Below are 25,685 nucleotides of genomic sequence, written 5' to 3' on the forward strand. Positions count from 1 at the left end.
GTACCACAAGGGGTGGCTTCTTTATCGAACTTTATAATAAATTATGCTTTTTACTTGCTATCAACAGTGAAAAATGAAGTTCTTGTGTCTATTTAGGAAGATTTAGTTGCCACGAAACTCCAAAGCGGTCATTTAGCCAACCGAACTTTTTGCTAAAACCATAATCATCTAGAGGCATAAGTGCTTGTCCGCTTTCATTGAGTCTCTGATAAAGATTCCGAATTTCATCTTCAGTATTGCAAGTAACATAGATTGAGAACGATGGTGTAAAGGAGAACTCATGTTTTATATTACTGTCAATACACATAAATTCTTGTCCTTTTAAGGTAAAATTGGCTTGCATAATAGTCCCTTCGTCTCCACCTTCATTAGCACCATACCGAACTATGGTTGTAATTTCTGAATCCTCAATCAGTGAAGTATAAAAATTCATTGCTTCTTCTGCCTTACCATCTTGAAACATTAAGAATGGTATTACTTTTTCCATTTTGAATTTACTCCTTTCCATATCTATAGTCTTATGTATAATTTAATTGTATTATAACATCCCTTGCGAGTCATATTCAGGGTTTAACTAGCCTTATGACACACCTAAATTATGTAATTTTAAGAAACTGTACAAATAGACATTTTGTTCGTTATATCCTACCAATGCGTCACAGTTTAAGAATATTTAATAAAAGTCCTTTATAATTTCTTCTCAAGTAAATAAAATAATCCTTTTCTCCACTTTGCTTCTCCAGCCTTTTGATATCCAAGTGTTTGATACATTTTTGAGGCGTATGGATTTAGAGAAAACGCATCTAATCTTATAGATTGAATTCCCTCTGTCTTCAATAGCTCCTCTATCTTAATCATAGTGTCTTTCCCGATTTTTTTATTTTGGTGGATTGGGTTAACACACAGTCGATGTACTACGGCAAATTTGTCATTGTCATATCTCCAGTTGCCATTCTTATACTCTTCTTCACAGTCATTATTAATTACTAAAGCTGAAACGATTCCACCATCTTTAATTCCAACATACATTTGTCCATTTAATACGTCTTGTTCGAGATTTATATTAGTCGGGTAAATGTCATCCCATTGGTTAATATTGTTGTCATTCATTACCTTAATGGCATTCCTAAACATTTCTATGATTATATTTAAATCCTCATGCTTTGCTTTTCTGATTTGCAAACCGACACTCCCTTCTTATATAAAAAATAAGCAACCTTTCCTAACGCTTACTATCAATGCATAACAATGCGAAGTAAATTAAGACCAACAATTTAATTATATATTGGTCGCATTCCAAACCCTTTTTGCTTGTTCAAATCATATACCCTGATAAAATACTTGTTCTTTTCAAGAGTATCGGTAAACTCTTTGCCACCATCAACCGTTATTAAATACTTGGTTGGTTGATTATTAGTAATCATGCCAAAAAATACGCCATAATCTTTCTCTGAATTAGTGCCTTTATTTGTAACCAATACCACAGGGGACCCTTGAAAGAATGTATCATATCTGTATTTATTATTTGGCAGACGTTTAAATGCTGCAAGTCCAGTAACTTGAGAAAAATTTGGGGTTGGCCGGTATGACAAAAGCAGCAAATGCAAATTGTCAACATTTTCTTCTAAATCAATAATAAAGTTTATTGGTTTACCCTGAAACCAGTATTGGTCAATACATTTTGTTAGTTCATCGTGCGTTAAGTCTTTGTTCGCAATGAATGCTTTACTATTAATGTATACGGAAAATCCGCAAGACCCAATTATCAGTAGAATACCAACTAATACTACTAGAAATTTTACCTTATCTTTTGCCATTAACATCCCCCCTAATAACAAGCATCTAGTAACCATGTTATTACAACGATTTGAGTCATGATTTTATGAACAATTAGCAGTTTCAGAGTCAAGACAAAACCTAGTACCAATACGAATTAACTCTGACTACATGAACAGTCTACCATAATCGTCGATAAGTTTCTCTAATTATCTCCCACTTTACTCCATGCCCTGAAGAACATTTGAGTTATAAAAGTTTTACAAAATACACTCGTCTGTAACCGTCTTCTAATCGGCGTTCCACTCATACTTACACATTCAAAAATGGCCTGTTCATGTTTCCTTTCAGCAAGTTGAATATCTACAATACTCAACTCATTACACACCTCCTTAAAACTCATCTGACAAGCATGTCAATAATCACATTTCTAAAAATAAACCTGAAGAATAGTCGTTAGTTTCCATGGCCGCCCATAAGAGTGTCAGTCCATGGCTCTGGCTAATGTGGTAATTCTTTTTTACATTTTATCATTATAAAGTTTACTGGAGGTTTATTTTTCATATTCTTATTTGGCTCATCAATTTCTGAAAACTCTACCAATCCATATTTCTCGAATTCTTGTTTTACTGAATCAGTATCATAAAAAAATATTTTTATACCTTTCATTATTTCGAAGCGGTCGGGCTTGTTCTAATCATTCTCACTAGCATAGGAATTGGTGTTGTAAGCTATAGAGCAGGAAGTGCGGTTAAAAAGGATATTCTATCAGTAAGGGATGTTACGCGTACCGTCGAACAATCAGGTTTGACACTAACCTCAAATTCAACGGTGAACCCAGCAGACTACAAAATGGGTCAGGTTGAACCCAACATTTATCAAGTCAAAGATTTCGACGGAATGCTATTTATCTATAATTTTGCCTCTATCGGAGACCGGAACACAATCTATGATCATTGGCAAGAAAACAACCGGAAAAACAGTAATGGTTCAAACTTAAATATGTTTTCGCCAAAGTGGCAATATAATTTGGCTTATGCCGCAAGAAATACAATCACAGTTGTTTGTTTAAGCCAGTTTCCCAACGAAGAGTATGCACAGAAAATTTCACCGAGACTAAAGAACTTAGGTAAGGCGATTTTTTTCAACTTAAATGGAGGACAACAAACCGTATATTAAGGAGAAGGCGAGAATTGGAAAGGGAAAGTCATAATAAACTACTATAATCACTTTTGGACAGATGATAAAGGAGTTCTCCAATATGATGGCTGGAATCATAGGCAACCCGTACTGGAGTTTAAAGGGGCCCCTGGTAATATTCAGGGTGATTTAAGTTATGAATTTAAGTCTTCCATTGACAAATTTGGTGGCATGGATTCTAATGGGTTTGATGCAAGGCGATTTACCGAAAGCGATACTGCTGCAAACTATGGCGGTGTAATAGTTTCATTACTTAAATGCTATTTATTTAGGTTTCGGCTTTATAATTCATCAATTGTGGTAATTCAACAGTAATATTTGTTCCTTCACCAATGTTGCTTTCAACAGCAATCTTACCTTTATGTGCATCAACTATCCATTTAACAATTGCTAATCCTAGTCCACTCCCCCCTGTTTCCTTCGCTCTAGCCTTATCTGTTCTGTAAAATCGATCGAAAATTCGGATAACCTCCTGGGACGGAATTCCTATACCAGTATCTTTTATATTAATATTTACAGAATTATTATTGCTATATGCCAGCAATGTAATAGACCCATTTTCTGGCGTAAATTTAACACTGTTATCGATTAACGCTCGAAGCATCTGTTTAATCATTTTTCTATCTGCCAATAATGAAATTTCCCCAACTGATGTATATTGAATCAAATGTTTTTGACTGATTAATTCACTTTCTTTGCCAACTTCATCGATTAACTCATTAAAGCTAAATTCGTGTATTTTGAGCTTTTGATTTCCGCTGTCCCCTTTAGCAAGAAATAGAAGCTTTTCAATCAATTCCATCATTCCTATTGATTCATTTTTAATGGCATTAATTGACTCATGTAATACATCTGTATCTTCCTTACCCCAGCGATCTATCAAGCCTATATATCCTAGTATAACGGATATAGGGGTTCTAAGTTCATGAGAGGCATCTGACACAAATTGTTTTTGCTTTTCAAAAGATAAATGAAGTCTTTCAATCATTTCATTAAATGTCTTAGCAAGCCTTGACAACTCATCATCAGTTTGGCTCACCTCTATCCTTCGATTCAGATCATGAACGCTTATACTTTGAGCCGCCCTTGTAATCCTATCAATTGGATAAAGCATCCTCCTGCTCATTAGATAACCAGCAAATAGAGAAATCGCAATACCGACTAAGTCAGCACATGCCATAAGGACAAATAAAGCCTCTAGGAATACATATTCCTTATTCATGTTAACCACAACTTGCAGGTATGCTATGACCTTATCGCGATTTAAGATTTGTCTATTTGCAACCACTAGATGTAGTTTATCTATTTCTGTTTTTTTTACCGAATTATCTGCTAAAATCTGTAATTTAGACCAGTTGAATTTGTTTAATGAATTTATCATAATTTTTTTAGAATTTACTATTCTAGCACTAATAGTTGAGTCTTGCTCTGCTGCAAATAATTCAGGATCATCCAGAGACATCTGCTCACCGGTAGAACCATTTATTCTTTCTATGATCGAGTTACTTGTATCCATTGCCTTATTAATCGCCTGGTTGATAAGGTATAATCTTATGCCATAAAGCACTGAAGCACTCAACATCATCAGTACAAGTGAGAATATGGTTGCATAATAAATCGTTAGCTTCCAAGATATTTTTTGCGATTTAAATAACTTAATTTTCATTCCTTTCCTCCCGGATGATGTATCCAACGCCTCGAACAGTTAGGATCAACTTGTTTTCATATGCCTCATCTAATTTGCTTCTTAAATACCTAATATAAACATCAACAATATTTGTATCTCCCACATAATCATAACCCCATACTTTTCCCAGTATCTGATCCCGGGTAAGAACAATTCCTTTGTTCATCAGCAAATATTCCAACAAGTCGTACTCCTTCTTTGTCAGTTCAATTGCTTCTTTACCCCTAAATACCTGATGCTTTAACAAATCCATCCTTAAATCGCCTGATATAAGAACCTTTGAATTATGAGCTAAGGGAATTCTTTTTCTAAGTGCAGCTCTTATCCGGGCGAAAAGTACTTCAATGACAAATGGTTTTGTAATATAGTCATCCGCTCCGATATCAAGTCCCATGACCATATCTGTTACTTCATCTCGTGCAGTAAGCATAATAATTGGCACCTCGGAAAACTGTCGTATTTTCCGACAGACTTCCAAGCCATCAATTTCAGGCAGCATAATATCAAGTAAAATCAAATCCGGAACATATTTTTCAATCTTTCTTAATCCACCCCAGCCATCGTATGCAATATCCACGGCATAACCCTCATGCTTTAGCTCAAGCTCAAGAAATCTAGCTATCTGTTTTTCATCTTCTATAATCAATATCCTTTTAGGAAGCATATTAATGTTACTCCTATCTGCCTCAATGTTTATCAGTCAATCCCACATAATCCAAAAGTCATCCATATATTGCATGTTTAAGTCATTGTATAACTGCCATGTCTTTGGCGAGACTAATAATCGGTTTTTCAATACTATCAAGCCCCTAATGCCTATAAGGTATTAGGGGCAAATAAACACATTAGATCTTTCCATTATTTAGAATATTATTTTATTAACATTCCTAATAGAATTTGCTCTAATCTCATTTACTTATAGTTTAAGCAATACTTTTATTTAGGCTTAGTTAAACTATCGTGTTGATTTTACCAAAGATAATTTAAATAGTAGGCGATACTAAGAGTCATGCTTCGAAAATCATTTCCTTTAAGCTATCTTGAGTTTTCACTATATGCAGTAAACACAGTCGTATATAGATAAATGACCGTTTTTTTCTATATTAATTTGCACCGTTTAAAATGTTGGTTGAGTTTTGAATAGCGGATTTGCACTCTCCAGAATTAGGGTTATTTGAGCGCACTGCCGACAATACGCTATCAATGGTTCCGTCAATTTGTATCCATGTTGAACTATCGATCTTCCTCAATTTAGGTTCAGATGTATCCCAATCATTCTCCAATTCGTCAGCCTTCTTTTTTGCTGACGTAAAGTTTTTTAAATTCACGTAGTTTAGCATTTCATTTTCAATTGTAATAAAATCTGTTAATTGTCCTTTTAATTTTGTTGATGATGTTGTTTGTGGGTTTGATTGAGATGTTAATTTAGATGATGTTTGCAAAGAATTCGATGATGGTGCAACATTATTTGACTCGCTTAATACATTAAGAGAATTTTGAAGTACAGTTTTGCATTTATTGGCGTCAGGATTTTTTGAGCGCACTGCCGACAATACGCTATCAATGGTTCCGTCAATTTGTATCCATGTTGAACTATCGATCTTCCTCAATTTAGGTTCAGATGTATCCCAATCATGCTCTAATTCATCAGCTTTCGTTTTTGCCGAAGTAAAGTTATTTGAGCTTGCGTATTTTAGCATATCATTTTCAATTCTAATAAAATCTGTTAATTGACCTTTAAGTGTTGTTGGTGATGAATCTGTTTTGGACACAATATTATTATTGCACCAGACATATCCACCTATTCCAACAATTAAGAATGCAACCAATACTGTAAAGGTTTGTAATAAAACGTTTTTCTTACTTTCGCTTGTTTGCTTAGGTGATACTGTTTCAATTTCAATTTTGGGGCTCGTATCACATTTTGTAACAGCAAGAAAAATTATTATCGCTGAAATAGGTATAAGAAAGATCACGCTGGTAACTGTTGTACCAAAACCTAATCCACCATATTCTTTAGGTTGAGATAGAAAATCTCCTAGTGATGCTCCAAGTGGGCGGGTAAAAATATACGCAACCCAAAATGATAATACAGAATCAAGGTTAATCAATTTCCATGCTAAAAATGAACAAGCTATTATGATAGCTACGAATATTCCTGTGTGAAGATAACCAAGGCCAAGTTGTTCTGAATACAAGTCGCCGACTGCTGTACCGAGAGCGAACGTGAAAAGAATAGTAAGCCAATAGAAAGTTTCTCTTTTTCTTGTATAAATTGAGTGTACAGATAGTGTCTTTTCACTTAGATACCAAAAGAGAAAAGTTAATCCTAATAGCACACTGAAAACTACTGTACTTAACTCAAGCGGTACCCCGATTCCGTCTGTCAGATTATCAGTAACTAACGTTCCGAATACGCTTATAAGGACTACTGTTACCCAGTAAATTCCGGATACATATTTTGTTGTTTTAAATTGAAAATACAACATTATGACAAATGCTATTCCCATTATAATTGTAGTGAGGGTTAACCCCAATCCAACGTTGACATTTAAGAAATCCGAAAATGTTTCACCTACAGTTGTACATAATACTTTGATTATCCAAAAGAAAATTGTTACTTCAGGAACTTTGCTTAGCATACTTTTTGTTTCATTTACTTTGATCGTTTCCATTTAGCATCTCCTTTTAAAAATTCTTTCCGAAAACAATAATATACATTTTGTCTTAGAACTTTATTAGAATAAGATTAGAATAGGATTAGAAATATTAATATAAACTATCTGAGCTAGTTAAGCATGTCACTTTCGTCACGCCTTAAAGATATTCCCACTCTTTAGGTGCGGAGACATCAATTTCATAAAAAACCCAAGATGAAAATAACTAAGGCTTTCGCCTTAGCTATTTTCATCTTGACAAATTTCAAAACGCTTTAGTTAATACCTTCCTGGGACATTATTTTAATAATTAATCCTCCTTATAACACAATGCCCGAACTCTACTGAATGAATGAGCCAGCAGCCGCGGCAGCAGATCTCTGTTTTCCCGAGTTACCGTAAGCAGAGTCACCTTGGCGTGCTCTCTGATTTGGTCCGTCCAGCCGCTACTGGCTAGTTTGACGACACCGAGTATCGGCTTGGAGCCATCTAGGGCAGCTAAAATCTCCTGCTGAAATACCAGAGCCCTGCTCTCCAGGCTGCCGCATTCATCCATTAAAATCAGGGCTGAATTAGAATCAGCCCTGGCCGCGCGAATCAAATGGGCTCCATACCTGTCGAATCTTTCGCTCAAAACCTCCTGCTGCCGCCCTTCCCTAAAACGCACAACGGCCTTTTTTTCATTGTATGCCGGCGGCAGAGCTGCTGAATTCAGATAAAGCAGTCTATCCCCTTTGGCCCGATCGTGTCCAAAGTAAGTCCGGAAACCCTGAGGGGTTATCTTTAATAAATCCAGAGTCTTGTTGATGACTGTGCTTTTGCCGATTTGGATTTCACCGGTCAGAAAGATATGCACTGCTCATAGAACCCCTTTTGGTTATCTTTGTTTTTATTCTGTTATTTTATTTGGTATCTATAATTTATCCATTTATCAGCCTTTTGTCCAGTTTATTTATATTGGTTTTTATTTGCTTACTTACATTAGTGTTTGTTTATGTTCGTTGACAAAATGTTTCTCCCCTTGTATAATTTTTAACAAATCAGGAAATTACTTATTCTCTTGCCGGCTTTTTCCTCTCTCAAACCCTCTGCCTGCATCTTAATTTTTCCTGTACGTTTTGATGACAGTATCTTTAGAAGGCGGTAAGCATATGAGGAAAATGAATCGGAATCAAGTAGTGGTCTTCAGTCTGGGCATTTTGCTCATTTTCTCAATCATCATCTCCATTCGGTTTGGCCGCTACCCTATCCCCAGCAAAGAACTCCTGGGAATTTTGCTCTCCAAATTTTATCCCCTAGAGAAATTTTGGCCCGTACAGGTTGAAATTGTGCTGCTCAATATCAGGCTACCGCGCATCCTTTTAGCCTGTCTGGTGGGCAGCTGCCTAGCTGCTGCGGGCGCAGCCTATCAAGGGGTTTTTCAAAACCCTATGGCGGCGCCGGATGTCTTGGGGGCCTCTCAGGGGGCCGCCTTTGGAGCTGCTTTGGCGATCCTCTATTACAGAAACAGTACTTTTATTACCTGCAGCGCCTTTTTCTTCTCACTTCTGACGGTGGCTTTAGTGTTTCTTATCAGTCAGCGTGCCCAAGGAAAAAGCATTCTGGCTTTAGTTCTGTCGGGAATCATGATCAGCTCCCTCTTCTCCGCGGGTACATCGTTTATCAAATTAGTGGCTGATCCCACCGATCAGCTTCCCGCTATCACCTATTGGCTGATGGGAAGCCTGGCGGGAGCAAAGTTCAGCGATATTTTATTCTCCATAATACCCATGAGCCTTGGGCTTATTCCTTTGCTGCTTCTGCGCTGGCGCTTGAATGTTCTCACTTTAGGGGACGATGAAGCCAAGACCATGGGAGTCAATGTCCGTAAAATCCGCCTGCTGGTCATCATCTGCGCCACCATTGTCACGGCAGCCAGTGTATCCGTAAGCGGCATGATCGGCTGGGTAGGTCTGATCATCCCCCATTTGGCCAGAAAACTGGTGGGAAACAATTTCAATCATCTTATGCCCGCATCCATGTTACTCGGGGCAATTTTCCTCTTGTTTGTGGACAATTTCTCAAGAAATTTGTTTACAACGGAAATCCCCCTGGGGATACTCACTGCTTTTATCGGGGCACCCTTTTTCATTTACTTAATTACCAGAAAGGGGGAAAGTTTTTGAGTATTGAGGTGGCTAATCTGAGTTTCAGCTATGGGGATCGGCTTATTCTCGATGGGATCAGCTTTGTGGCCAAGGATAAGGAATTGTTATCTATCCTGGGGCCGAATGGTACAGGAAAAAGCACGCTGTTTCGCTGTATCCTCGGTCTGCTCAGCAAATATAAAGGGCAGGCTCTTTTGAACGGCATTGACATTCGTAATTTTGGGATCCAGGAAATGGCCCAGGTCATCGCCTATATCCCTCAATCACACTATCCTTCCTTTAACTATACGGTCTTCGATATGGTTCTCATGGGCACCACCGTTCAGGTATCCACTATTTCCAGCCCGGGCACCAAACAGCGCAAACTTGCGGAGTCTGCTTTGGAACGCCTGGGCATCGCTCATTTAAAGCAGCGGGGCTACACCCAGATCAGCGGCGGAGAACGGCAGCTTGTTTTAATGGCCCGGGCCCTAGTCCAGGAAGCCAGAATCCTAATCCTGGATGAACCTACTGCCAATCTGGACTTCGGCAACCAGATCCGGGTTCTCACCCAGATAAAATCCTTGGCCAAAGAAGGGTATACCATTATCCAATCCACTCATAATCCGGATCAGACCTTTTTATTTTCGGACAGAGTAATGGCTATGAAGGATGGCAAAGTTCTGGCTCTAGGCGCACCCTGTGAGGTGCTTACCCAAGAGCTCATTCAACAGCTCTACGGAATAGAAGTTGAGCTGCAAAGCCTCTATGAAGACAAAGCCAGAGTCTGCATTCCTAAGAGCATAATCGAAAGCAAATGCCCGCAACAATTTTGCTCTTAACATTAGAAATTAAATATTAAGGAGGACTTCCCATGAGAAAAAAACTTATCGCAGTGCTCATTGTTTTTTGTTTAGCCCTGACCATGACAACAGCCTGCGGCAAACTCACCGGCGAGCCCAACCAGCCTGCGTCAGCGCCCGCCAACAAGGGTACGGATGACAAAGCAACGGTCAGTTTTATGGATTCAGCCGGGCGAGTCGTTGAAATCCCCAAGCATATTACCCGCATTGTCCCTTCCGGCTCTATGGCTCAGATCGTCCTCTTTGCCTTGGCCCCGGATATGTTTGTGGGTCTTTCCGGAAAATGGGCTCCGGTTGCTGAGCAATATCTCGCTACCAAATACTACAATCTCCCCGTTCTGGGGCAGCTGTACGGAACTGCGGATCTGAATCTTGAGGAAATAGACAAGGTTAATCCCCAGCTTATCATTGACGTGGGTGATCCTAAATCCACCATCGTGGATGATATGGACGGGCTGACAAAACAGGTGGGAATTCCCGCAGTTCATATCAACGCAACCACGGAAACCATGGGCGACGCCTATCGGATGCTTGGCAAGCTGCTGGGCAGAGAAAAAGAAGCTGCAGTCCTCAACCAATACTGTGAAGAAATCAAGCAGAATACCGATGAGATTATGAAAAAGGTCGGCGAAGACGGTAAAGTGAATCTGCTCTATTGTTCCGGAGATAAGGGGCTTAATGTCCTGGCCAAAGGCTCATTCCACGCCGAGATTCTTGATCAGGTCGGCAACAATGTGGCCGTGGTCAAAGACATCTCCAGCAAGGGTAACGGAAATCCAGTGGATTTAGAACAGATCATCTTGTGGAACCCTGATGTGATTATTTTTGCCCCTGACAGCATTTACAGCACGGTTGCCCAGGAGAAGTCCTGGCAGGGAATAAAGGCCATCAAGAATGGCAACTATTACGAAGTGCCCCTTGGCCCTTATAACTGGATGGGCTCCCCTCCCTCTGTCAACCGTTATATGGGCATGATTTGGCTTACTCAGTTGTTATATCCCGACCAAACCCAGTATGATCTCTATAAAGAAGCAGCACGTTATTACGATTTATTCTATCACTCCAAATTAACGGAAGCTCAATACAAAGCATTGGTAGCCAATTCGATTTTGCGCTAATCACTGCCACCCGGGAGTGTCGCCAAACTACTTTTAGTAGTAAGCGATGCTCCCCTTTGATTCTCAAGCCAGGAGTACGTCAACGCGTTGCTGATCAATCCTATCTAGATAATTTATACCAGTATAATTTCACTCCTAGTAACATAATAAAATTTGTATTACTATAATTCTTGAAGAACTGGTAAAATAAACAAAAAATTTTTATTAACTTGCAGAAAGTCTAAAAATTAAAGGAGGACATGTCATGAAAATACAATCACTAAAACTAGTTTGTTTTTCACCTACGGGGACAACAAAAGCGATTATTCAAGGTATTGCGCGCGGAATTAATCAAAGCACTGTGGAACTAATAGATATTACGAAACCAGATGCGAGAAAACAACAATTACAAACATCGGAAAATGAATTACTTGTTGTTGCAGTGCCAGTTTATATAGGAAGAGTGCCTGCACTTTTAATTGAATGGCTGCATGCGATTAAAGCTTGTAATACACCTGCTGTATGTATCGTCGTTTATGGTAATCGTGTGTATGACGATGCACTACTTGAGCTTAAAGATATTTTGATAAAACGCGGATGTATGCCGATCGCCTGTGCAGCCTATATTGGAGAACACTCCTTTTCTAGTTCCGAAACTCCGATAGCCGAAGCCCGTCCTGATGCAAGTGACTTAAATCACGCAGAATTATTCGGACGTAAAATAAAGGAAAAACTTCTATCTGTTTTATCAGTCGATCACATTTCTGATATAAATATACCTGGCAACTATCCCTATAGAGGAGATTCGAAGCTATGGAGTGTTGATTTCATAGCAATTAGTAATGAGTGTACGCAATGCGGAATTTGTGCTGAAGGGTGTCCTGTTGGTGCTATCGATTCAGAAAATAGTAATTTGATTGATCAGGAAAAATGCATCACGTGTTGTGCCTGCATCAAGAACTGTCCTCAAAACGCCAGAACTATGAAAACCGGTCTAGTCAAAGATGCTGCTATGCGATTAAATAAACTGTATAAAGAGCGAAAAGAGCCGGTATTCTTTTTTTAAAGACCAAAGGATAATTCTTTTCAACAATAATTATCGTTTTCATTGATACTCTCCTTTCCAAATGATATAAACTGCCCGCTAACCTAATGAATATAATTCAAGAGGACAACCTTTGCCACGACAAAGATCATCCTCTTATTATAACTTTTCAGCATAAACCATTCGCTCGATTGGGGTTGAGGCAAGTATCCGACCAGACGGTTTAACATATTTATCAGCTAATTCATCGTAACCCACGTCCTCTATTACTTCCCAACCATAATCTTTAAGAAAATTTGACCACATTCTCTGCTCCATCCCAAAAATCCATATTTCCTTTGTTACCCACTTTTTGTAGCCTTTTTCCCAGTCATACATCGCTCGGCCATCAAGAAAGTCCTTGATGACATATGTGAAAGCAATACGGCTACCCGTTGCGGCCTGAGCCAGAAAGTCAAAGGTTGATCTAATGCCTTTCTCTGTCAGATATTGTGTAACAGCTTCCCATATAAAAAATGTCCGTTTGTCCGTCGAGTATCCGTTCGATTTTAGGACAGTACCAAGATCTTCATGATCAAAGTCAATTTCAACGAGTCTGACATGTGAGGGTATTGAACCGAAGACGTTAAGAAGTCGCTCCTTCTTTGATTTAATGTTTTGAGGTTGATCAAGCTCAAAAACAGGTTTACCTGAAATGGCGGGTAGCCGATATGCTCGAGTATCAAATCCCGCACCCAGATTTACTACAGCGTCAATCTGATTAAGTGAATCGATTAGTTTTTCATCAATATAGCGTTTTCTGCACATCATACCGCTCCATATACCGGGAGCATCTTTCTCTGTTGCCCGAACCATCCAATTCCTGACCAACTTAAAGTTCATAAACCATAGAAATGCTCTAGCCCCATTTGGTAGTATTTTATAAGCCAATTCATCTTCGATGATGCGTTCCTTTTTGGGAAAGTATTGCTCAATTGCAATGACTGCCGTAGGACCGGCACCCGTTTTAGCAGCCGCTTTGGCCATGATATATTCCCCCTTGTCAATTAGTCCCCTGATGTTACACCCTTGCTGATGTGATATCAACCTCCTTGCTTATCTCGCGCCCGACACTCAGACTCGTAATAAAGGGCCGTTTTAGTGAGTCAGGGGAGACTAAACTCCCACTCGTTTACAAGTATTTTGCAGTAATCGACTCTTTACAGCTTCTCAAGTTACCAGGTGTTCCTTCATAAAGAATCTGTCCACCCCTGCTGCCACCCTCAGGACCTACGTCAATAATCCAATCGGCATTACGAATTACATCCAGGTTATGTTCTATGACAATAACTGTATTGCCCTTGTCAACAAGACGATCAATAATGGTCAAAATGCCGGTAATATCAGACATATGCAAACCAGTTGTAGGCTCGTCCATGATATAGATATTACCCTTTTTGCTTAATTCCTTGGCAAGCTTTAAACGTTGACATTCTCCACCGGAAAGGGTGTCTAACGGCTGTCCCAGCGTCATATAATGCAGACCGACATCGACAATATACTTCAGCTTGTTTTTGATTTCTTTTTGAACAAAAAACTCAACCGCTTCTGCAATGGTCATATCAAGTAATTCAACAATGGTCTTACCATTGTACTTATACTCCAAAGCCTCATGCTTATACCGTCTACCGCCGCATTCCTCACAAATGGTTTCAATAGAATCCATGAAAGAAAGATCTGTTTCGATATAACCTCGCCCTTTACAAGCCTCGCATGCACCCTGTGAATTATAACTGAATAATCCAGCGCTTACCTTGTTTTCATCAGCAAACAATTTACGTATTTCATCCATAATGCCAGTAAAGGTTGCTGGATTTGAACGTAAATTTGCGCTGACTGCGGACTGGTCGATAATGATGGCATCTTTAAATTCCTTTGCAAAGACACCATTAACAAGCGTAGACTTGCCGGAACCGGCAACTCCTGTAACAACAGTAAATATACCTTTAGGTATTCGTAAACTGACATTTTTCAAATTGTATAAACTACTCTTTTTCGTTTCATAGAAAGCTTTACTTGTCCTTGGCTTACTCTTAATCGGCGAGCTCCTTCCAATATATTCTCCTGTAAGCGTCTTGGATTTCAAAAGGTCGTTATAGCTGCCCTCAAACACGATCCTACCGCCGTTTGTGCCTGCATGTGGCCCAACATCCACGATGTAATCGGCAACCTTTATGACATCAGGGTCATGCTCTACCACGATTACTGTATTGCCTTTATCTCGCAATTTTATAAGCAGTTCGTTAAGCCTGTGCACATCTCTGGTGTGTAATCCGATGCTTGGCTCATCGAAAATATACATGACATCCGTCAAGCTGCTGGTAAGGTGCTTGACCATTTTAACACGTTGTGATTCCCCACCGGATAATGTAGAAGTTTCTCTATCCAAGCTTACATAAGCTAGCCCAATCTGTATTAAATCATTCAACTGCTCAGTCAAATTTTTAATAATAGGCTTTACGCTATTATCATCTGTTTTTTGTATCAATTCCAGTAGCGCATCCACCTGCATACCCAAAAAATCTGCTATTGAATATCCCATGATCTTCGACGACAAAACACTTTCGGTATATCGTTTGCCCCCACAATCATGGCACTGCTTTTCAGTGACGAATGGCTCAATTTTCTTCTTTGATGCCTCCGATTTTTCAAACTCGGTTTTGATGTTCTGACCTATGAATCTCTCAACAAGACCTGCATAAGTGGTGTTCATTCCGTCAACGATGGCCGAATTAATTTTTACCGGTTTACAATATACAAGCTTGTCGTATTCCTCTTTTGAATAATCCTTGATTTTTTTGTCACAATCAAAAAAGCCTGTTGAGGCATACATTTTCCACTGCCAATTACCAGGTTTATAGCCCGGCAACAAAATCGCCCCTTCGTTTAACGACTTCTCTTTATCCAACGCTTTGTCAAGATCAAGTGTTACTATCCTTCCGATCCCCTCACAGGTCTTGCACATTCCATTTGGGTCATTAAACGAAAAATAATTGGAAGGGCCAATATGCGGCTGTCCGATTCGTGAAAACAGCAGCCTGATTAGTGGATTGATATCCGTTATTGTTCCGAGTGTTGAACGTGAATTACCGCCTATCCTCTTTTGATCAACTGTGATTGCTAACGATAGGTTTTCAATCGCATCAACATCCGGATGACCATGCTTAGGTAAATAAATTTGAATAAATTTGCTAAAGGTTTCATTCAATTGCCGGCCAGCTTCCTGAGCAATCGTTTCAAATACAATCGATGACTTACCTGACCCTGAAACTCCAGTAAAAATTGTTATTTTCTTTTTCGGAATTTTCAAACTGATATTCTTTAAGTTATTCGCACGTGCACCTACTATTTCGATATTCTCATGTTCCATATTTGGTCTCCTTATATAGAATTTTTTTTAAATCAGCCGTTTCGATTAACGCAAAAAGCTTTCGATCTCGTCATGATATTGGAAAGTACTGCGAAAAGCTTAACCTCCATGCTATGTACAATTCTTGAGGTGGGAATATGCTATAGCATTACCTAATACCTGAGTCCACAGTCACGCCTCTAACACTCTTAGTTTGTGGTTACCTTTTAACTTACCATTTAATCTGGGAAACGGGCCCGATATGTACTATAATTCCGATAGTGTCCGTATTGAATTTCTACAGAAAACACCCCATCTGGATCTACATTATATATCCATAACCTTATAGAAAACGTAGATACCCTAAAAAAATATCAGGCATCTCAGTATTCTGAAATGCCTGATATCAAATTTCGTTTTGGTGCGCCACCCAGGGATCGAACCAGGGACCTGCCGATTAAGAGTCGGATGCTCTACCAGCTGAGCTAGTGGCGCGTTAACAACAATCAATAGTATACTTCTAAAGCATAAAATAGTCAAGCCTTTTTTATGCTTGTCATCTATTCTCCGGGTCAGCTGCTAAGTTAAGTATAGCTTGGGCGTACACTTTGGTCGTTAAGAGAAGGTTATCGATCGTGATGTATTCATCGGCACAATGAATCACTTCCGGTTCGCCGGGAAATACGGGTCCAAAGGCGACCCCTTGAGGCAGCGCTTTAGCATAAGTTCCTCCCCCAATGGCAAAGGCAAAGGGCTCGAGTCCGGTAACATCGGTATAAGCTTTGAGCAGAGACTGAACTAAGGTGCTGTCTTTTGGTACGTGATGTGCTTCCTGATGATTTAATACCTTAATACCATATTGCTCGCTCTGGGCAATTTTTTCTATTGGAAGAAAAACATCGTCTCGCTTATACGTAACTGGATAACGAATATCAAGCACAAAGTTCATCTTGTCGGAACTTAATTCTAAAATGCCCAAGTTGAGCGAAAGTCTGCCAGAAGGTTCATCACTTAAAGCGATTCCAAAACCTTCCCCATAAAAACCTGTGCCAGGATATTTCAAAATGAAATCAAGTGCACCTTGTTCTTCAGCGCTTAGAGGTAAAGTCCTAAGAAATTGCAACGCATAAATTATAGCATTCTTACCTTTTTGGGGCAGACTTCCATGAGCTCCAACACCCTTAAAGGTGAGCATAATTATCTGTTCATTATTTTGGTTTTTAAGCTCACAACTAACTCCATTTGGAAAAGAGAACTCCTTCAATTGCTTGGCAATGACCTGGTCAGCAATCCCTTTTAAGGTAACTTCACAAACATCTGGAACAACGTTAGCCCGCTCTCCACCCTGAACTCGGACAAGATGGGGAAAAGAAGCTGCATAGGATTTACTCAATTCAAGATGAAGAATTCCTTTTTCGGCATGAATTACTGGAAACTCAGCATCCGGTGCAAATCCGATTTGTGGTACTTCTTCTTTTTGAAGATAATAATCCATATCGGCCCACCCGGACTCCTCATCAGTGCCTAAAATGAGGCGTACTTTCATATTTAAAGGAATGTTAGCATCTTTGATTGCCTTCATGGCAAAAAGCGCTGTCAAAGATGGTCCTTTGTCATCTAAAGCACCACGACCTAGAATTTTCCCGTCTTGGATGGTTGCACTATAGGGCGGGACAGACCATCCATCCCCTTCTGGAACGACATCGAGATGGCCCAGAATTCCTAAAAGGTCCCCGCTACCCATTTCAATATGACCAGCATATCCTGCAACATTTTTGACAGTAAAGCCAAATTTCTCTCCCAATGCTAAGGTCCACTCTAGGGCTTCTTGAATTCCTGGTCCGAATGGAGCACCAGGAGCGGCGTGTTCAACGTCCTTGACACTCTTAATCTGTATACATGCTTGAATGGCAGAGACTATGTCTTCTTTCATTAAATCAATCTGTTGGTCGAGACGCATCTTTTATTCCTCCATAATTCAGTATTGTTACAACTTATCGTAGCATACCCAAATTAAACAAATGAAGTTTGATTTACTGTACTAGGGAAGAAAACTTGACGTTAATGGTTGTACCCTTGGTCACAACCTTTCCAGCGAGGAGGGATTGTTGATTGACTAAGCCGCTGCCGGTAAAGTTAAAATGAAGCTCTGATTTTGCCAGTATTTCTCCCGCCTGCCGTATGGTCAAGCCTGTTAAATCCGGAACAACAACCTCTCCGCCTACGGGTGTACGCTCAGGGGTTACCGGTTTGGGCGATGGTCTGACAGCAGAATCGCTGGGAGAAATGGAGACGGTGCTCATAGTATTTTTATCCACTGGAAGACCATAATATTGCAGGGCTCCTTCTATAATCGCCTTAGTTGGAGGTCCTCCTAACGTTCCGCCTTGATGGCCTTCCTCTGATTTAGGCGTATCAATAGTAACCAGCACAGCAATTTTTGGATCCTCAGCAGGAGCGAACGCAGTGAAGGAGGCAATGAAATCCGTCGTTGAATAGGCTCCAGTTTTAGGGTCAACTTTCTGAGCCGTTCCCGTTTTACCTGCAACCTTAATGCCTGGGATTTGAGCTAGATGTCCAGTACCTTCGGAAACGACTTTTTCAAGGACATTCGTCATTTGTGAAGCAGTCGCTTTAGAGATAACCTGGCGTACAGGAGTCGGCTTTTGCTGTTTAACGACTTGGCCATCAGGCGTTGTAATTTTATCAACTATGTATGGGCGATAAAGTGTCCCCCCGTTGGCAACAGCAGAAATGGCAGTTAATAACTGGATCGGGGTAACTGAATTAACTTGGCCAAACGCCATTGTTGCCAAATCAGCATCTCGAACTTGGTCTTGGGGAAGGATTAAGCCACTTTGTTCACCTGCAATATCTATACCTGTTTTAGAGCCAAAACCAAATGCTTTTAGATACGTATAGAAAGGACTAAGTCCCAACTTCAGACCTACTTGAGCCAATACGACATTCGAGGACAACTCCATCCCTTGTGTAAATGTAGGGTTACCGTGCGGCTTTTGGTCAGAGTCCCAGTTTGTAATATAACGAGGCGCAACTCGTAGGTAGCCTGGATCAGCAAAGGTATCATCCGGATGAATAACGCCCTCCTCCAAAGCAGCTGATCCGGTAACTATCTTGAAGGTTGATCCTGGTTCATAAGACATTGCGATTGAAAGATTGCGACGTTCATCAGGCGTGGCTTTAGAGTAATTCGTGGGATCAAAGGTAGGACGGGATCCCATCCCCAAAACACGTCCAGTCTTAGGATCCATGGCTAGAATCGTTACCGAATTAGCTTTAGTGGTTTTCTGGATATTATCCAGCTGTTGTTCAACAAAATATTGAATTGTTGAATCTAAGGTTAAGGTTATCGAGTTCCCAGGGCTTGAAGGATCGTTTTGATGGAGAGTATCAAGGATGGAACGTGCACGAGTATCTTGTTCCTGAGACTGAAAACCGGGTTTTCCGAATAATTCGTTATCATAATACGATTCAATTCCTTCTACTCCGTGACCGTCGAGATTCACGATCCCGAGTGCAGCGGCAGCAAAGTTTCCCATAGGGTAAATACGTTTTTCTTCATCAGTCGTTCCGACTCCGGGAATTTTCAAAGCCATAATTTTATCAGCTTTATCGATATCCACTTGATGCGCCAAGCTTATCCACAATAAGTTTTTATTGAGTTTATCTTGAATAGTCTTTGTGTCTATTCCCAAGATACTTCCCAGCTCCTTGGCTACATCCTCTTTTGTGCTTTTGAATTGTTTTTTAGTGATCAGATCACCCAACGTTTTGGGGTCTGCATAAATTTGCTTAACTGGGATACTTTGCGCTAAGACATTGCCTTGAGCATCATAGATAGCGCCTCTTTCTGGTCGAAGGCTTTGATCGGTTGTTCGACGCTCAATCCCTTTTGCTTTAAGGTCAGAAGCTTGAACTACTTGAAGGGTAATAAGCCTTCCGAATACAAGAATAATGACCAATGATAATCCTACATAGACCCAACGATCACGTGAAAAGTAATGTTTATTAAGTTTTCTTTTTTTCTTCAAAGCTTCCCCTCATTTCTCCTTATCTATTATAGCATTTAACAGCGTTCTTCCTAACCCTTTTTTAGACGATTTGAATAAGTGTTACTTGCACAATTTGCCCAAGTGAACCATAGACTATCACAAAAATAAGGAAGGGGATTTAAGGATATGAATAGCCCTCAAGAGATTGCCACTCGAATTACCATGGCTTGGTTAAATGCCTTTGCAGTCGTCACTAAAGAGTTAGGTCACGTCGATCAACATATTCCAACCCCTCAAGAAGTAAGTGAGTTCTTTATTGAGATTCACCGCACAGCACAACAAACGAATACTTAAACCTAAATATTATATTTTCGATTCAATTTTGCTATAGAAGCTAAAGAAACAATTTTAGATTTTTTAGATGGGCGTTAATTAGCTACGCTGAAAAAACTCAAAAGAGCTTACGTTTTCTTAACTATCGATGGCAATATTAAAAGCCACCTTGCTAAGAAACCGCAAGCTCTTGATTGTATTTTGTCCTTAGAGGGGGCATAAATATGCTGCAAAAATAAGGTATTATTATGAAACTTTGGTAATCGCTTTCAGCTGTGGCACGTTACTGTCTAATATCTTGGATACTTTCTTTGGTTAAAAAAATGCTGGTTAGCGTTCCTGTAAGAAGTCCTCCCAGATGTGCATAGTTATCAATTCCTGGTTGGCTGATTCCGAATCCAAAATTCACTAAAATGACAACGACAAGATTCATACCCAAGCCGGATTTCCAAAGATAGGGCCGTTTAATACTGTAATACAACAATGCTCCTAGAAGTCCAAAAATTGCTCCCGAGGCCCCTGCCGAAAGGGCTGGAGAAAATAAATAGCTAGCTATTGACCCTCCTAGTCCGCTGAACATATAAATCATTAAGAACTTAGGATGCCCAAAAAATTCTTCGGTTAAAGGACCCAAAGCCCACAAAGCATAGAGGTTAAAGGCGAGGTGGATGATACCGATATGGATAAAGATGCTTGTTAACAAACGCCAGACTTCACCCGCTTGAATCAGATCATTAACTTTAGCTCCAAAGGTTATAAGAACGCGTTGGTCGGTCAATCCTGAACTATTGCTTGGAAACAGACTTAATCCGGCAAATACCATCAATAGAAAAACGACAAGGTTTATACCCAAAAAAGCATACGTAACGAACGGGACAAAATGCTTACCCACTTTGGAATCACTTTCCAGAGAAGCAGGATTCCCGCTGGCGAGCTGCTTTAACCAACGGGGAATTCGCTGGTCCTTGGTTGGTGGAAAGGGAAATAGGTTGCCCTGTTGTGTGTCCCAGTACCATAGCTGAATACCCGGGAACTGATGTTGTTTTAAACGCGCTGAATCCATCCCTTCCGGGCAAAACACAATCGCTTCCCACTGTGAAATATTAGTATAATCACGAATCCACAGCTTAAAATCTAGAGGAAGTTTACTGAAGTTACCGAATAAAAGTCCACGTTTTAGCGACACGTGCGTTGCGCAGACCCAATTTCCTTCTAAAGCCACAAGTGTCCAACCACTCTGCCTGAGATTATTAATAATTCGTTCGAGCATACATGGTATCACCTCAATTTTTTATATCTCCCCTAAAACCGCTCGCAATAGACTTGGAATGCCGTAATCATTTTTCCCTGATCCATAACCAACATTAAGCAACGTCATCTCTGGAAAAGCTGATTGCTTGGCTAAGGCCCGGATGAGGGCAGCCCCTGTTGGGGTAATAAGTTCACCTGTAATTCCTGACTCCCGAAATTTGTACCCTTGCAAAAGCATAAGGGTCGCCGGAGCGGGTAATGGCAGTGTTCCGTGGGCACAATGGACAAAACCATACGACCAGGGAAGCGTGGAGACTTGAATCGAGTCAATGTCGAGCTGGTCTAGGGCAATACAAGTCCCAACAATATCAACAAGAGAATCAACAGCCCCCACTTCATGAAAATGAACTTGGTCGGGAGTGGTTCCGTGAACATGGGCCTCTGCTTCTGCCAAAACGTTAAAAACTTGCATGGCATTTTTTTGAGCGCGCTCGGACAAAGCCCCACTTAGAATCATCTTTTGAATATCCGGAAGACGGCGATTGGAATGGTTATGATTATGGTCATGATTATGGTCATGATTATGGTTATGTCCATTTGCATGATCATGCTGTTTGGGAGAATGGGCATGATCATGTTTGTTTTCCGAAATGACCACATCAATATCTGTTGCTTGAATTCCATGAACTTGACGCGAACGTACTTCGAGTACAAACTCCGTTAAACCGATTGAGTGGAGTTGATCAATTATTATTTCCGGATCAGCACCTAAAGCAACCAATGATCCGAGAGCCATATCACCACTAATACCGGCAAACGTATCCCAATACAAAACTTTCAACTAAATGCTCCTCCTACTTATCTCTCGTTATACGACGAACTATCGCCGAGGCTAATGATGCTGCCCCAAAGCCATTATCAATGTTTACTACTCCGATCCCTGAGGCACAACTATTTAGCATACTGAGTAAAGCTGCAAGACCTTGAAAGTGAGCACCATAACCCACACTGGTAGGCACGGCGATAACCGGTTGTTCCACCAATCCGCCAACGACGCTAGCTAGAGCTCCCTCCATTCCAGCAACAACAATCAACACTTCTGCACGATCCATTAGCTCGCGCTGACCGAGCAGACGATGTATACCGGCTACACCTACGTCAAATAATCGATCTACCTCATGTCCCATATAACGAGCTGTCAACCAAGCTTCTTGAGCCACAGGTAAGTCGGCTGTTCCAGCCGTCATAACAAGTATCCTACCAGAAATTGTAGGCTCAGCTAAGGGACGAAGGAGCAAACAACGAGCCAAAGGATCATAATGGGCATTTGGAAAATGAGGCAAGATCTTTTCTGCATTTTCTGGTTCTAAACGAGTTGCCAACACGTTTTGGTCTTTAGCACTCAAGTGCGTTAAGATTGTAATGATATGCTCGGTTTGTTTTCCTTGGCAAAAAATCACTTCAGATTGTCCGGTACGCAGCGCACGGTGATGATCTAAACGAGCAAACCCTAAATCTTCAAAGGGCAGATCTTTTAATTGGTGTAATGCCTCACTCGGAGAACATGAACCTTGCTGCACGGATTCAAGCAGTGCTTTTATGGTTTCTTCATTCATAATGAAGCCTCCTGTTGTTGGATAGGGTTTAAACTTCCCGAACGCAGTCCACTTAAGTCTAACGTGACAAATCGAAAACCCAACGCTAGCAAGGGGATTGTGATTTCAGAACATTCCTGAACGAATTGGCTGAAGTTGTTTTGTGGAATCTCGATTCGTGCGATATCGCCGTGAACTCTGACGCGGCATTCCAGGAGACCTTTCTGGTGCAGCACAGCTTCAGCCTGCGCAATCCGTTGCAGGAGTTCTGCCGTAATCGAGTCTCCATAAGGAACTCTAGAGGCCAGACAAGCCATCGAAGGCTTATTCCAGGTCGGTAAATTACGCCGCTCCGATAGTATACGAATTTCGGCTTTAGTAAGGCCTACTTCTAGAAGTGGGCTTACAATACCCAACTCTTGAAGGGCTAGGCGCCCAGGACGATAGTCAGAGGCATCAGAAGCATTCGTACCCTCGATAACTGTAGAGTTGTCCGATTTATGGTTTAAATCTAAAAATGTCTCAAATAGTTTCTTCTTACAAAAATAACAGCGATTAGGCGGATTCTCTCGGAACTCCTTAATGGCTAAGACATCTAAGTCAATCACTTCTAACGGGAGATTATAATCTTCCACTAAAGCCAGGGTTTCCTTTTCTTCCTGTGGAGAAATCATAAGTCCTCGCGCAAAGACAGCTTTACAATTTTGACCTAAGACTTGGTGAGCGACTGCCAAAAGATAGGTAGAATCTACACCGCCCGAAAAGGCTACCAAGACTCTGTTGAGGGATTTTAGCCGCTTAATGAGTTGTGCTTCTTTTTCATATGCTGCTTCTTGTAGTATATTATCCATCAGCTGATCCCTTCTTTCCTATCCATTTTACAGATTAGGTATATGACTGTCAAAAGAACTTTACTCATGATGATTATAGGAAGGCGGAAATCGTTACAATTTACGAGTTGTTCCTATGGCCGTGTATAAGACAGTTTCTAGAATGCAAAAAGCAAAGAGTATCAGCTTTCATAGGGCTCTCTACTCTTTGCCTCTTTGTAATTTTTTTATTGGTGTGCTAAACCTTTAGCCGTTTTTCCAGGAAACTCCAAATCCGCCTCTAGGGTACTTCCAGTCAATATTTCCAAACGGACAACCAATTAGACATGTGCCGCACTCCAGGCACCCTTCGTACCCGACAGCTATACGTTTTTCTTCTTCGTCCCAATCATAAACATGGGCCGGGCAAAAACGCGTACAGGGTTTGTCTTGACACTGTTTTAAGCATACATTAGAATCATTAATCTTGATGTGATTTAATTTATCGGTATTAAACCGTACCAAAAAAAGTTTATCATCTAATTTCATAGCAGCGCCCTCCATGCCCCATACATATCTTTCAACAAACCGGCTTTAGAGCGATTTTCGAAGACCATCTTAATAATTTCCTTTTGCCGTTCTTTCTTAGGTGTCCCATCCGCAGTCAAGTACATCTTGGCAGCTTTCGAGAATATTTTAGGGTATGCTTTTAAGAGGTGAGTATTCTCTTCAAAGAACTTACCCATATGACGATAATGGTGAAGGTCTTTAAGCACGAAGGAATCCCGTAGGCGGGTTTCATAAACAGTCATGGCCTGGTCACTAACATCTCCGGCTTTGATCGATTGGGCTGCAACCTCGCCGGCAATTTTTCCCGATATCATTGCCAAGTTGGAACCTTCCCTGTTCAAAGAATTCATGAGCATTGCTGTATCTCCGACAACAAGCACTCCTTGCCGATGAAGTTTTGGTACTTGGGTATAGCCACCTTCAGGTATTAGATGGGCTAAATACTCCTTCGTTTCTCCGCCTTGCAGAAGTCGTTTGACATAAGGTTTTGATTTCAAATTCTCAAGGAGATCATTGGGGGTCCAATTATTGCGGATAATCGGTTCGAGGATTGCTCCAACTCCAATTGAAATTGAATCTTTATTGGTATAGATAAAACCTACACCCATCAACCCTGCAGTGGAATCTCCATATAATTCAATGGTTGCCCCTTGTCCTTCTTCAAGGCAAAAACGATCTTCGATCTTTTCTTTAGGTAAGGCGATCACTTCTTTGACTGTAACTGCAACTGAAGCGGGCTTTAATGGTTTAGCTAGTCCAGCCTTAACAGCTAAGAAGTTATTGACACCTTCTGCTAAGATCACAACTTTTGCTCCCAAATCACCTTCAGCACGTCCGGTGCGCACTCCAACAACATTGTTGCTTTGATAGAGGAGATCTTCAACTAAGGTTTCTGTAATGATCATTACCCCGGCTTTTTCCGCTTGCCCAGCAAGCCAGCGGTCGAACTTAACGCGTAAGATTGAATGAGCATTATAAGGATCAACCGCCCAAGCAGGATCGCGATAACCTGCCATAATACTCTCATCACCACTTAACATGGCAATCCGTTGTTCAATAATAGGACGTTCCAAAGGGGCTTCTTTCCAAAACTCTGGAACAACCATGTTTGTAGCTTTTGTATAGAGAATACCGCCCATGACGTTCTTGGTTCCGGGATAATCACCGCGTTCAATGACGACTGTTTTCATCCCAGCATTGGCAGCACTGATCGCGGCAGACAGGCCAGCAGGACCGCCTCCGACGATGATCACATCAAAGTTTTCCATGTTTGCC

The 25,685-nt window shown here is 40.6% G+C and carries 24 protein-coding genes and 1 tRNA gene; 6 read left to right on the forward strand and 19 right to left on the reverse strand.

Translation table 11 applies throughout. The features are described 5' to 3' along the window. Nucleotides 1-88 precede the first annotated feature (88 nt). From DSBG_RS01695 to DSBG_RS21570, 4 genes are all read right to left on the reverse strand, one after another. On the reverse strand, nucleotides 89-487 hold the full coding sequence (locus DSBG_RS01695) for a VOC family protein (protein WP_068962509.1): 399 nt from the start codon (nucleotides 485-487) through the stop codon (nucleotides 89-91). A gap of 200 nt (nucleotides 488-687) precedes the next feature. Then, nucleotides 688-1,182: a GNAT family N-acetyltransferase gene (locus tag DSBG_RS01700; RefSeq protein ID WP_176716134.1), complete on the reverse strand. Its 495-nt coding sequence runs from the start codon at nucleotides 1,180-1,182 to the stop codon at nucleotides 688-690. A 92-nt stretch (nucleotides 1,183-1,274) separates the two neighbouring features. After that, a complete protein-coding gene (locus tag DSBG_RS01705; protein WP_068962510.1) occupies nucleotides 1,275-1,817 on the reverse strand; it encodes a hypothetical protein in 543 nt (180 codons plus the stop codon). A 460-nt stretch (nucleotides 1,818-2,277) separates the two neighbouring features. After that, nucleotides 2,278-2,445 carry a hypothetical protein gene (locus DSBG_RS21570; protein WP_207647206.1) on the reverse strand — a complete coding sequence of 56 codons (168 nt, stop codon included), beginning with the start codon at nucleotides 2,443-2,445 and terminating at the stop codon, nucleotides 2,278-2,280. A 183-nt stretch (nucleotides 2,446-2,628) separates the two neighbouring features. On the opposite strand from DSBG_RS21570, the gene DSBG_RS01710 reads away from it, so the two are divergent. After that, the gene (locus DSBG_RS01710) at nucleotides 2,629-2,955 is read left to right on the forward strand and encodes a hypothetical protein (protein ID WP_068962511.1); all 327 of its coding nucleotides are present in this window, start codon (nucleotides 2,629-2,631) and stop codon (nucleotides 2,953-2,955) included. A 289-nt stretch (nucleotides 2,956-3,244) separates the two neighbouring features. On the opposite strand, the gene DSBG_RS01715 is transcribed toward DSBG_RS01710, so the two are convergent. The 4 genes from DSBG_RS01715 to DSBG_RS01730 form a co-directional block, all read right to left on the reverse strand. Further along, nucleotides 3,245-4,642 carry a sensor histidine kinase gene (locus DSBG_RS01715; protein ID WP_068962512.1) on the reverse strand — a complete coding sequence of 466 codons (1,398 nt, stop codon included), beginning with the start codon at nucleotides 4,640-4,642 and terminating at the stop codon, nucleotides 3,245-3,247. Further along, complete coding sequence (locus DSBG_RS01720; protein ID WP_068962513.1) at nucleotides 4,632-5,327, reverse strand: response regulator transcription factor; 696 nt, start codon at nucleotides 5,325-5,327, stop codon at nucleotides 4,632-4,634. The genes DSBG_RS01715 and DSBG_RS01720 overlap by 11 nt, the downstream gene beginning before the upstream one ends. 439 nt (nucleotides 5,328-5,766) lie before the next feature. After that, nucleotides 5,767-7,338 carry a COG4705 family protein gene (locus DSBG_RS01725; RefSeq protein ID WP_068962514.1) on the reverse strand — a complete coding sequence of 524 codons (1,572 nt, stop codon included), beginning with the start codon at nucleotides 7,336-7,338 and terminating at the stop codon, nucleotides 5,767-5,769. Nucleotides 7,339-7,630: 292 nt separating this feature from the next. Then, nucleotides 7,631-8,176, reverse strand: coding sequence for a nucleoside-triphosphatase (locus tag DSBG_RS01730; protein WP_068962515.1), 546 nt, complete (start codon nucleotides 8,174-8,176; stop codon nucleotides 7,631-7,633). A 295-nt stretch (nucleotides 8,177-8,471) separates the two neighbouring features. Here DSBG_RS01730 and DSBG_RS01735 point away from each other — a divergent pair, with 295 nt between their 5' ends. The 4 genes from DSBG_RS01735 to DSBG_RS01750 all read left to right on the forward strand — a co-directional run bounded on the left by DSBG_RS01735 (nucleotide 8,472) and on the right by DSBG_RS01750 (nucleotide 12,472). Further along, nucleotides 8,472-9,485 (forward strand): FecCD family ABC transporter permease, encoded by a 1,014-nt coding sequence (locus tag DSBG_RS01735; protein WP_068962516.1) that lies wholly within the window; start codon nucleotides 8,472-8,474, stop codon nucleotides 9,483-9,485. Continuing rightward, nucleotides 9,482-10,288: an ABC transporter ATP-binding protein gene (locus tag DSBG_RS01740; protein ID WP_068962517.1), complete on the forward strand. Its 807-nt coding sequence runs from the start codon at nucleotides 9,482-9,484 to the stop codon at nucleotides 10,286-10,288. The genes DSBG_RS01735 and DSBG_RS01740 overlap by 4 nt, the downstream gene beginning before the upstream one ends. 32 nt (nucleotides 10,289-10,320) lie before the next feature. Next, a complete protein-coding gene (locus DSBG_RS01745) occupies nucleotides 10,321-11,427 on the forward strand; it encodes an ABC transporter substrate-binding protein (RefSeq protein WP_068962518.1) in 1,107 nt (368 codons plus the stop codon). 244 nt (nucleotides 11,428-11,671) lie between these two features. Continuing rightward, nucleotides 11,672-12,472: an EFR1 family ferrodoxin gene (locus DSBG_RS01750; RefSeq protein ID WP_068962519.1), complete on the forward strand. Its 801-nt coding sequence runs from the start codon at nucleotides 11,672-11,674 to the stop codon at nucleotides 12,470-12,472. A gap of 138 nt (nucleotides 12,473-12,610) precedes the next feature. Here the strand turns inward: DSBG_RS01750 and DSBG_RS01755 are convergent, their stop codons facing one another. The 5 genes from DSBG_RS01755 to DSBG_RS01775 form a co-directional block, all read right to left on the reverse strand. Then, on the reverse strand, nucleotides 12,611-13,477 hold the full coding sequence (locus DSBG_RS01755; RefSeq protein ID WP_068962520.1) for an SAM-dependent methyltransferase: 867 nt from the start codon (nucleotides 13,475-13,477) through the stop codon (nucleotides 12,611-12,613). Between the two features lie 145 nt (nucleotides 13,478-13,622). After that, the gene (locus tag DSBG_RS01760) at nucleotides 13,623-15,860 is read right to left on the reverse strand and encodes an ATP-binding cassette domain-containing protein (protein ID WP_068962521.1); all 2,238 of its coding nucleotides are present in this window, start codon (nucleotides 15,858-15,860) and stop codon (nucleotides 13,623-13,625) included. A gap of 398 nt (nucleotides 15,861-16,258) precedes the next feature. Further along, a tRNA-Lys gene (locus tag DSBG_RS01765) sits at nucleotides 16,259-16,334 on the reverse strand. 61 nt (nucleotides 16,335-16,395) lie between these two features. Further along, nucleotides 16,396-17,799, reverse strand: a complete 1,404-nt coding sequence (gene pepV / locus DSBG_RS01770; RefSeq protein ID WP_068962522.1) for a dipeptidase PepV — start codon at nucleotides 17,797-17,799, stop codon at nucleotides 16,396-16,398. Nucleotides 17,800-17,872: 73 nt separating this feature from the next. Beyond that, nucleotides 17,873-19,891 (reverse strand): penicillin-binding protein, encoded by a 2,019-nt coding sequence (locus DSBG_RS01775; protein ID WP_068962523.1) that lies wholly within the window; start codon nucleotides 19,889-19,891, stop codon nucleotides 17,873-17,875. A 147-nt stretch (nucleotides 19,892-20,038) separates the two neighbouring features. Between DSBG_RS01775 and DSBG_RS22775 the strand changes: the two genes are divergently transcribed. Continuing rightward, complete coding sequence (locus DSBG_RS22775) at nucleotides 20,039-20,206, forward strand: hypothetical protein (protein WP_009615111.1); 168 nt, start codon at nucleotides 20,039-20,041, stop codon at nucleotides 20,204-20,206. Between the two features lie 262 nt (nucleotides 20,207-20,468). Here the strand turns inward: DSBG_RS22775 and DSBG_RS01780 are convergent, their stop codons facing one another. The 6 genes from DSBG_RS01780 to DSBG_RS01805 form a co-directional block, all read right to left on the reverse strand. Further along, the gene (locus DSBG_RS01780; protein WP_083236683.1) at nucleotides 20,469-21,455 is read right to left on the reverse strand and encodes a rhomboid family intramembrane serine protease; all 987 of its coding nucleotides are present in this window, start codon (nucleotides 21,453-21,455) and stop codon (nucleotides 20,469-20,471) included. Between the two features lie 21 nt (nucleotides 21,456-21,476). Next, entirely contained in the window at nucleotides 21,477-22,277 is an 801-nt protein-coding gene (larC, locus tag DSBG_RS01785; RefSeq protein WP_068962524.1) for a nickel pincer cofactor biosynthesis protein LarC, read from the reverse strand. A 13-nt stretch (nucleotides 22,278-22,290) separates the two neighbouring features. Continuing rightward, a complete protein-coding gene (larB, locus tag DSBG_RS01790) occupies nucleotides 22,291-23,052 on the reverse strand; it encodes a nickel pincer cofactor biosynthesis protein LarB (RefSeq protein WP_068962525.1) in 762 nt (253 codons plus the stop codon). Beyond that, nucleotides 23,049-23,882: an ATP-dependent sacrificial sulfur transferase LarE gene (larE, locus tag DSBG_RS01795; protein ID WP_068962526.1), complete on the reverse strand. Its 834-nt coding sequence runs from the start codon at nucleotides 23,880-23,882 to the stop codon at nucleotides 23,049-23,051. Before larE ends, larB begins: the two co-directional genes overlap by 4 nt. Before the next feature lie 225 nt (nucleotides 23,883-24,107). After that, on the reverse strand, nucleotides 24,108-24,389 hold the full coding sequence (locus DSBG_RS01800) for a ferredoxin family protein (protein WP_040411296.1): 282 nt from the start codon (nucleotides 24,387-24,389) through the stop codon (nucleotides 24,108-24,110). Next, the gene (locus DSBG_RS01805) at nucleotides 24,386-25,678 is read right to left on the reverse strand and encodes an FAD-dependent oxidoreductase (protein WP_068962527.1); all 1,293 of its coding nucleotides are present in this window, start codon (nucleotides 25,676-25,678) and stop codon (nucleotides 24,386-24,388) included. Before DSBG_RS01805 ends, DSBG_RS01800 begins: the two co-directional genes overlap by 4 nt. Nucleotides 25,679-25,685: the final 7 nt, after the last annotated feature.

It is taken from the genome of Desulfosporosinus cupriresistens (assembly GCF_001707885.1).
Classification (GTDB): Bacteria; Bacillota; Desulfitobacteriia; order Desulfitobacteriales; family Desulfitobacteriaceae; genus Desulfosporosinus.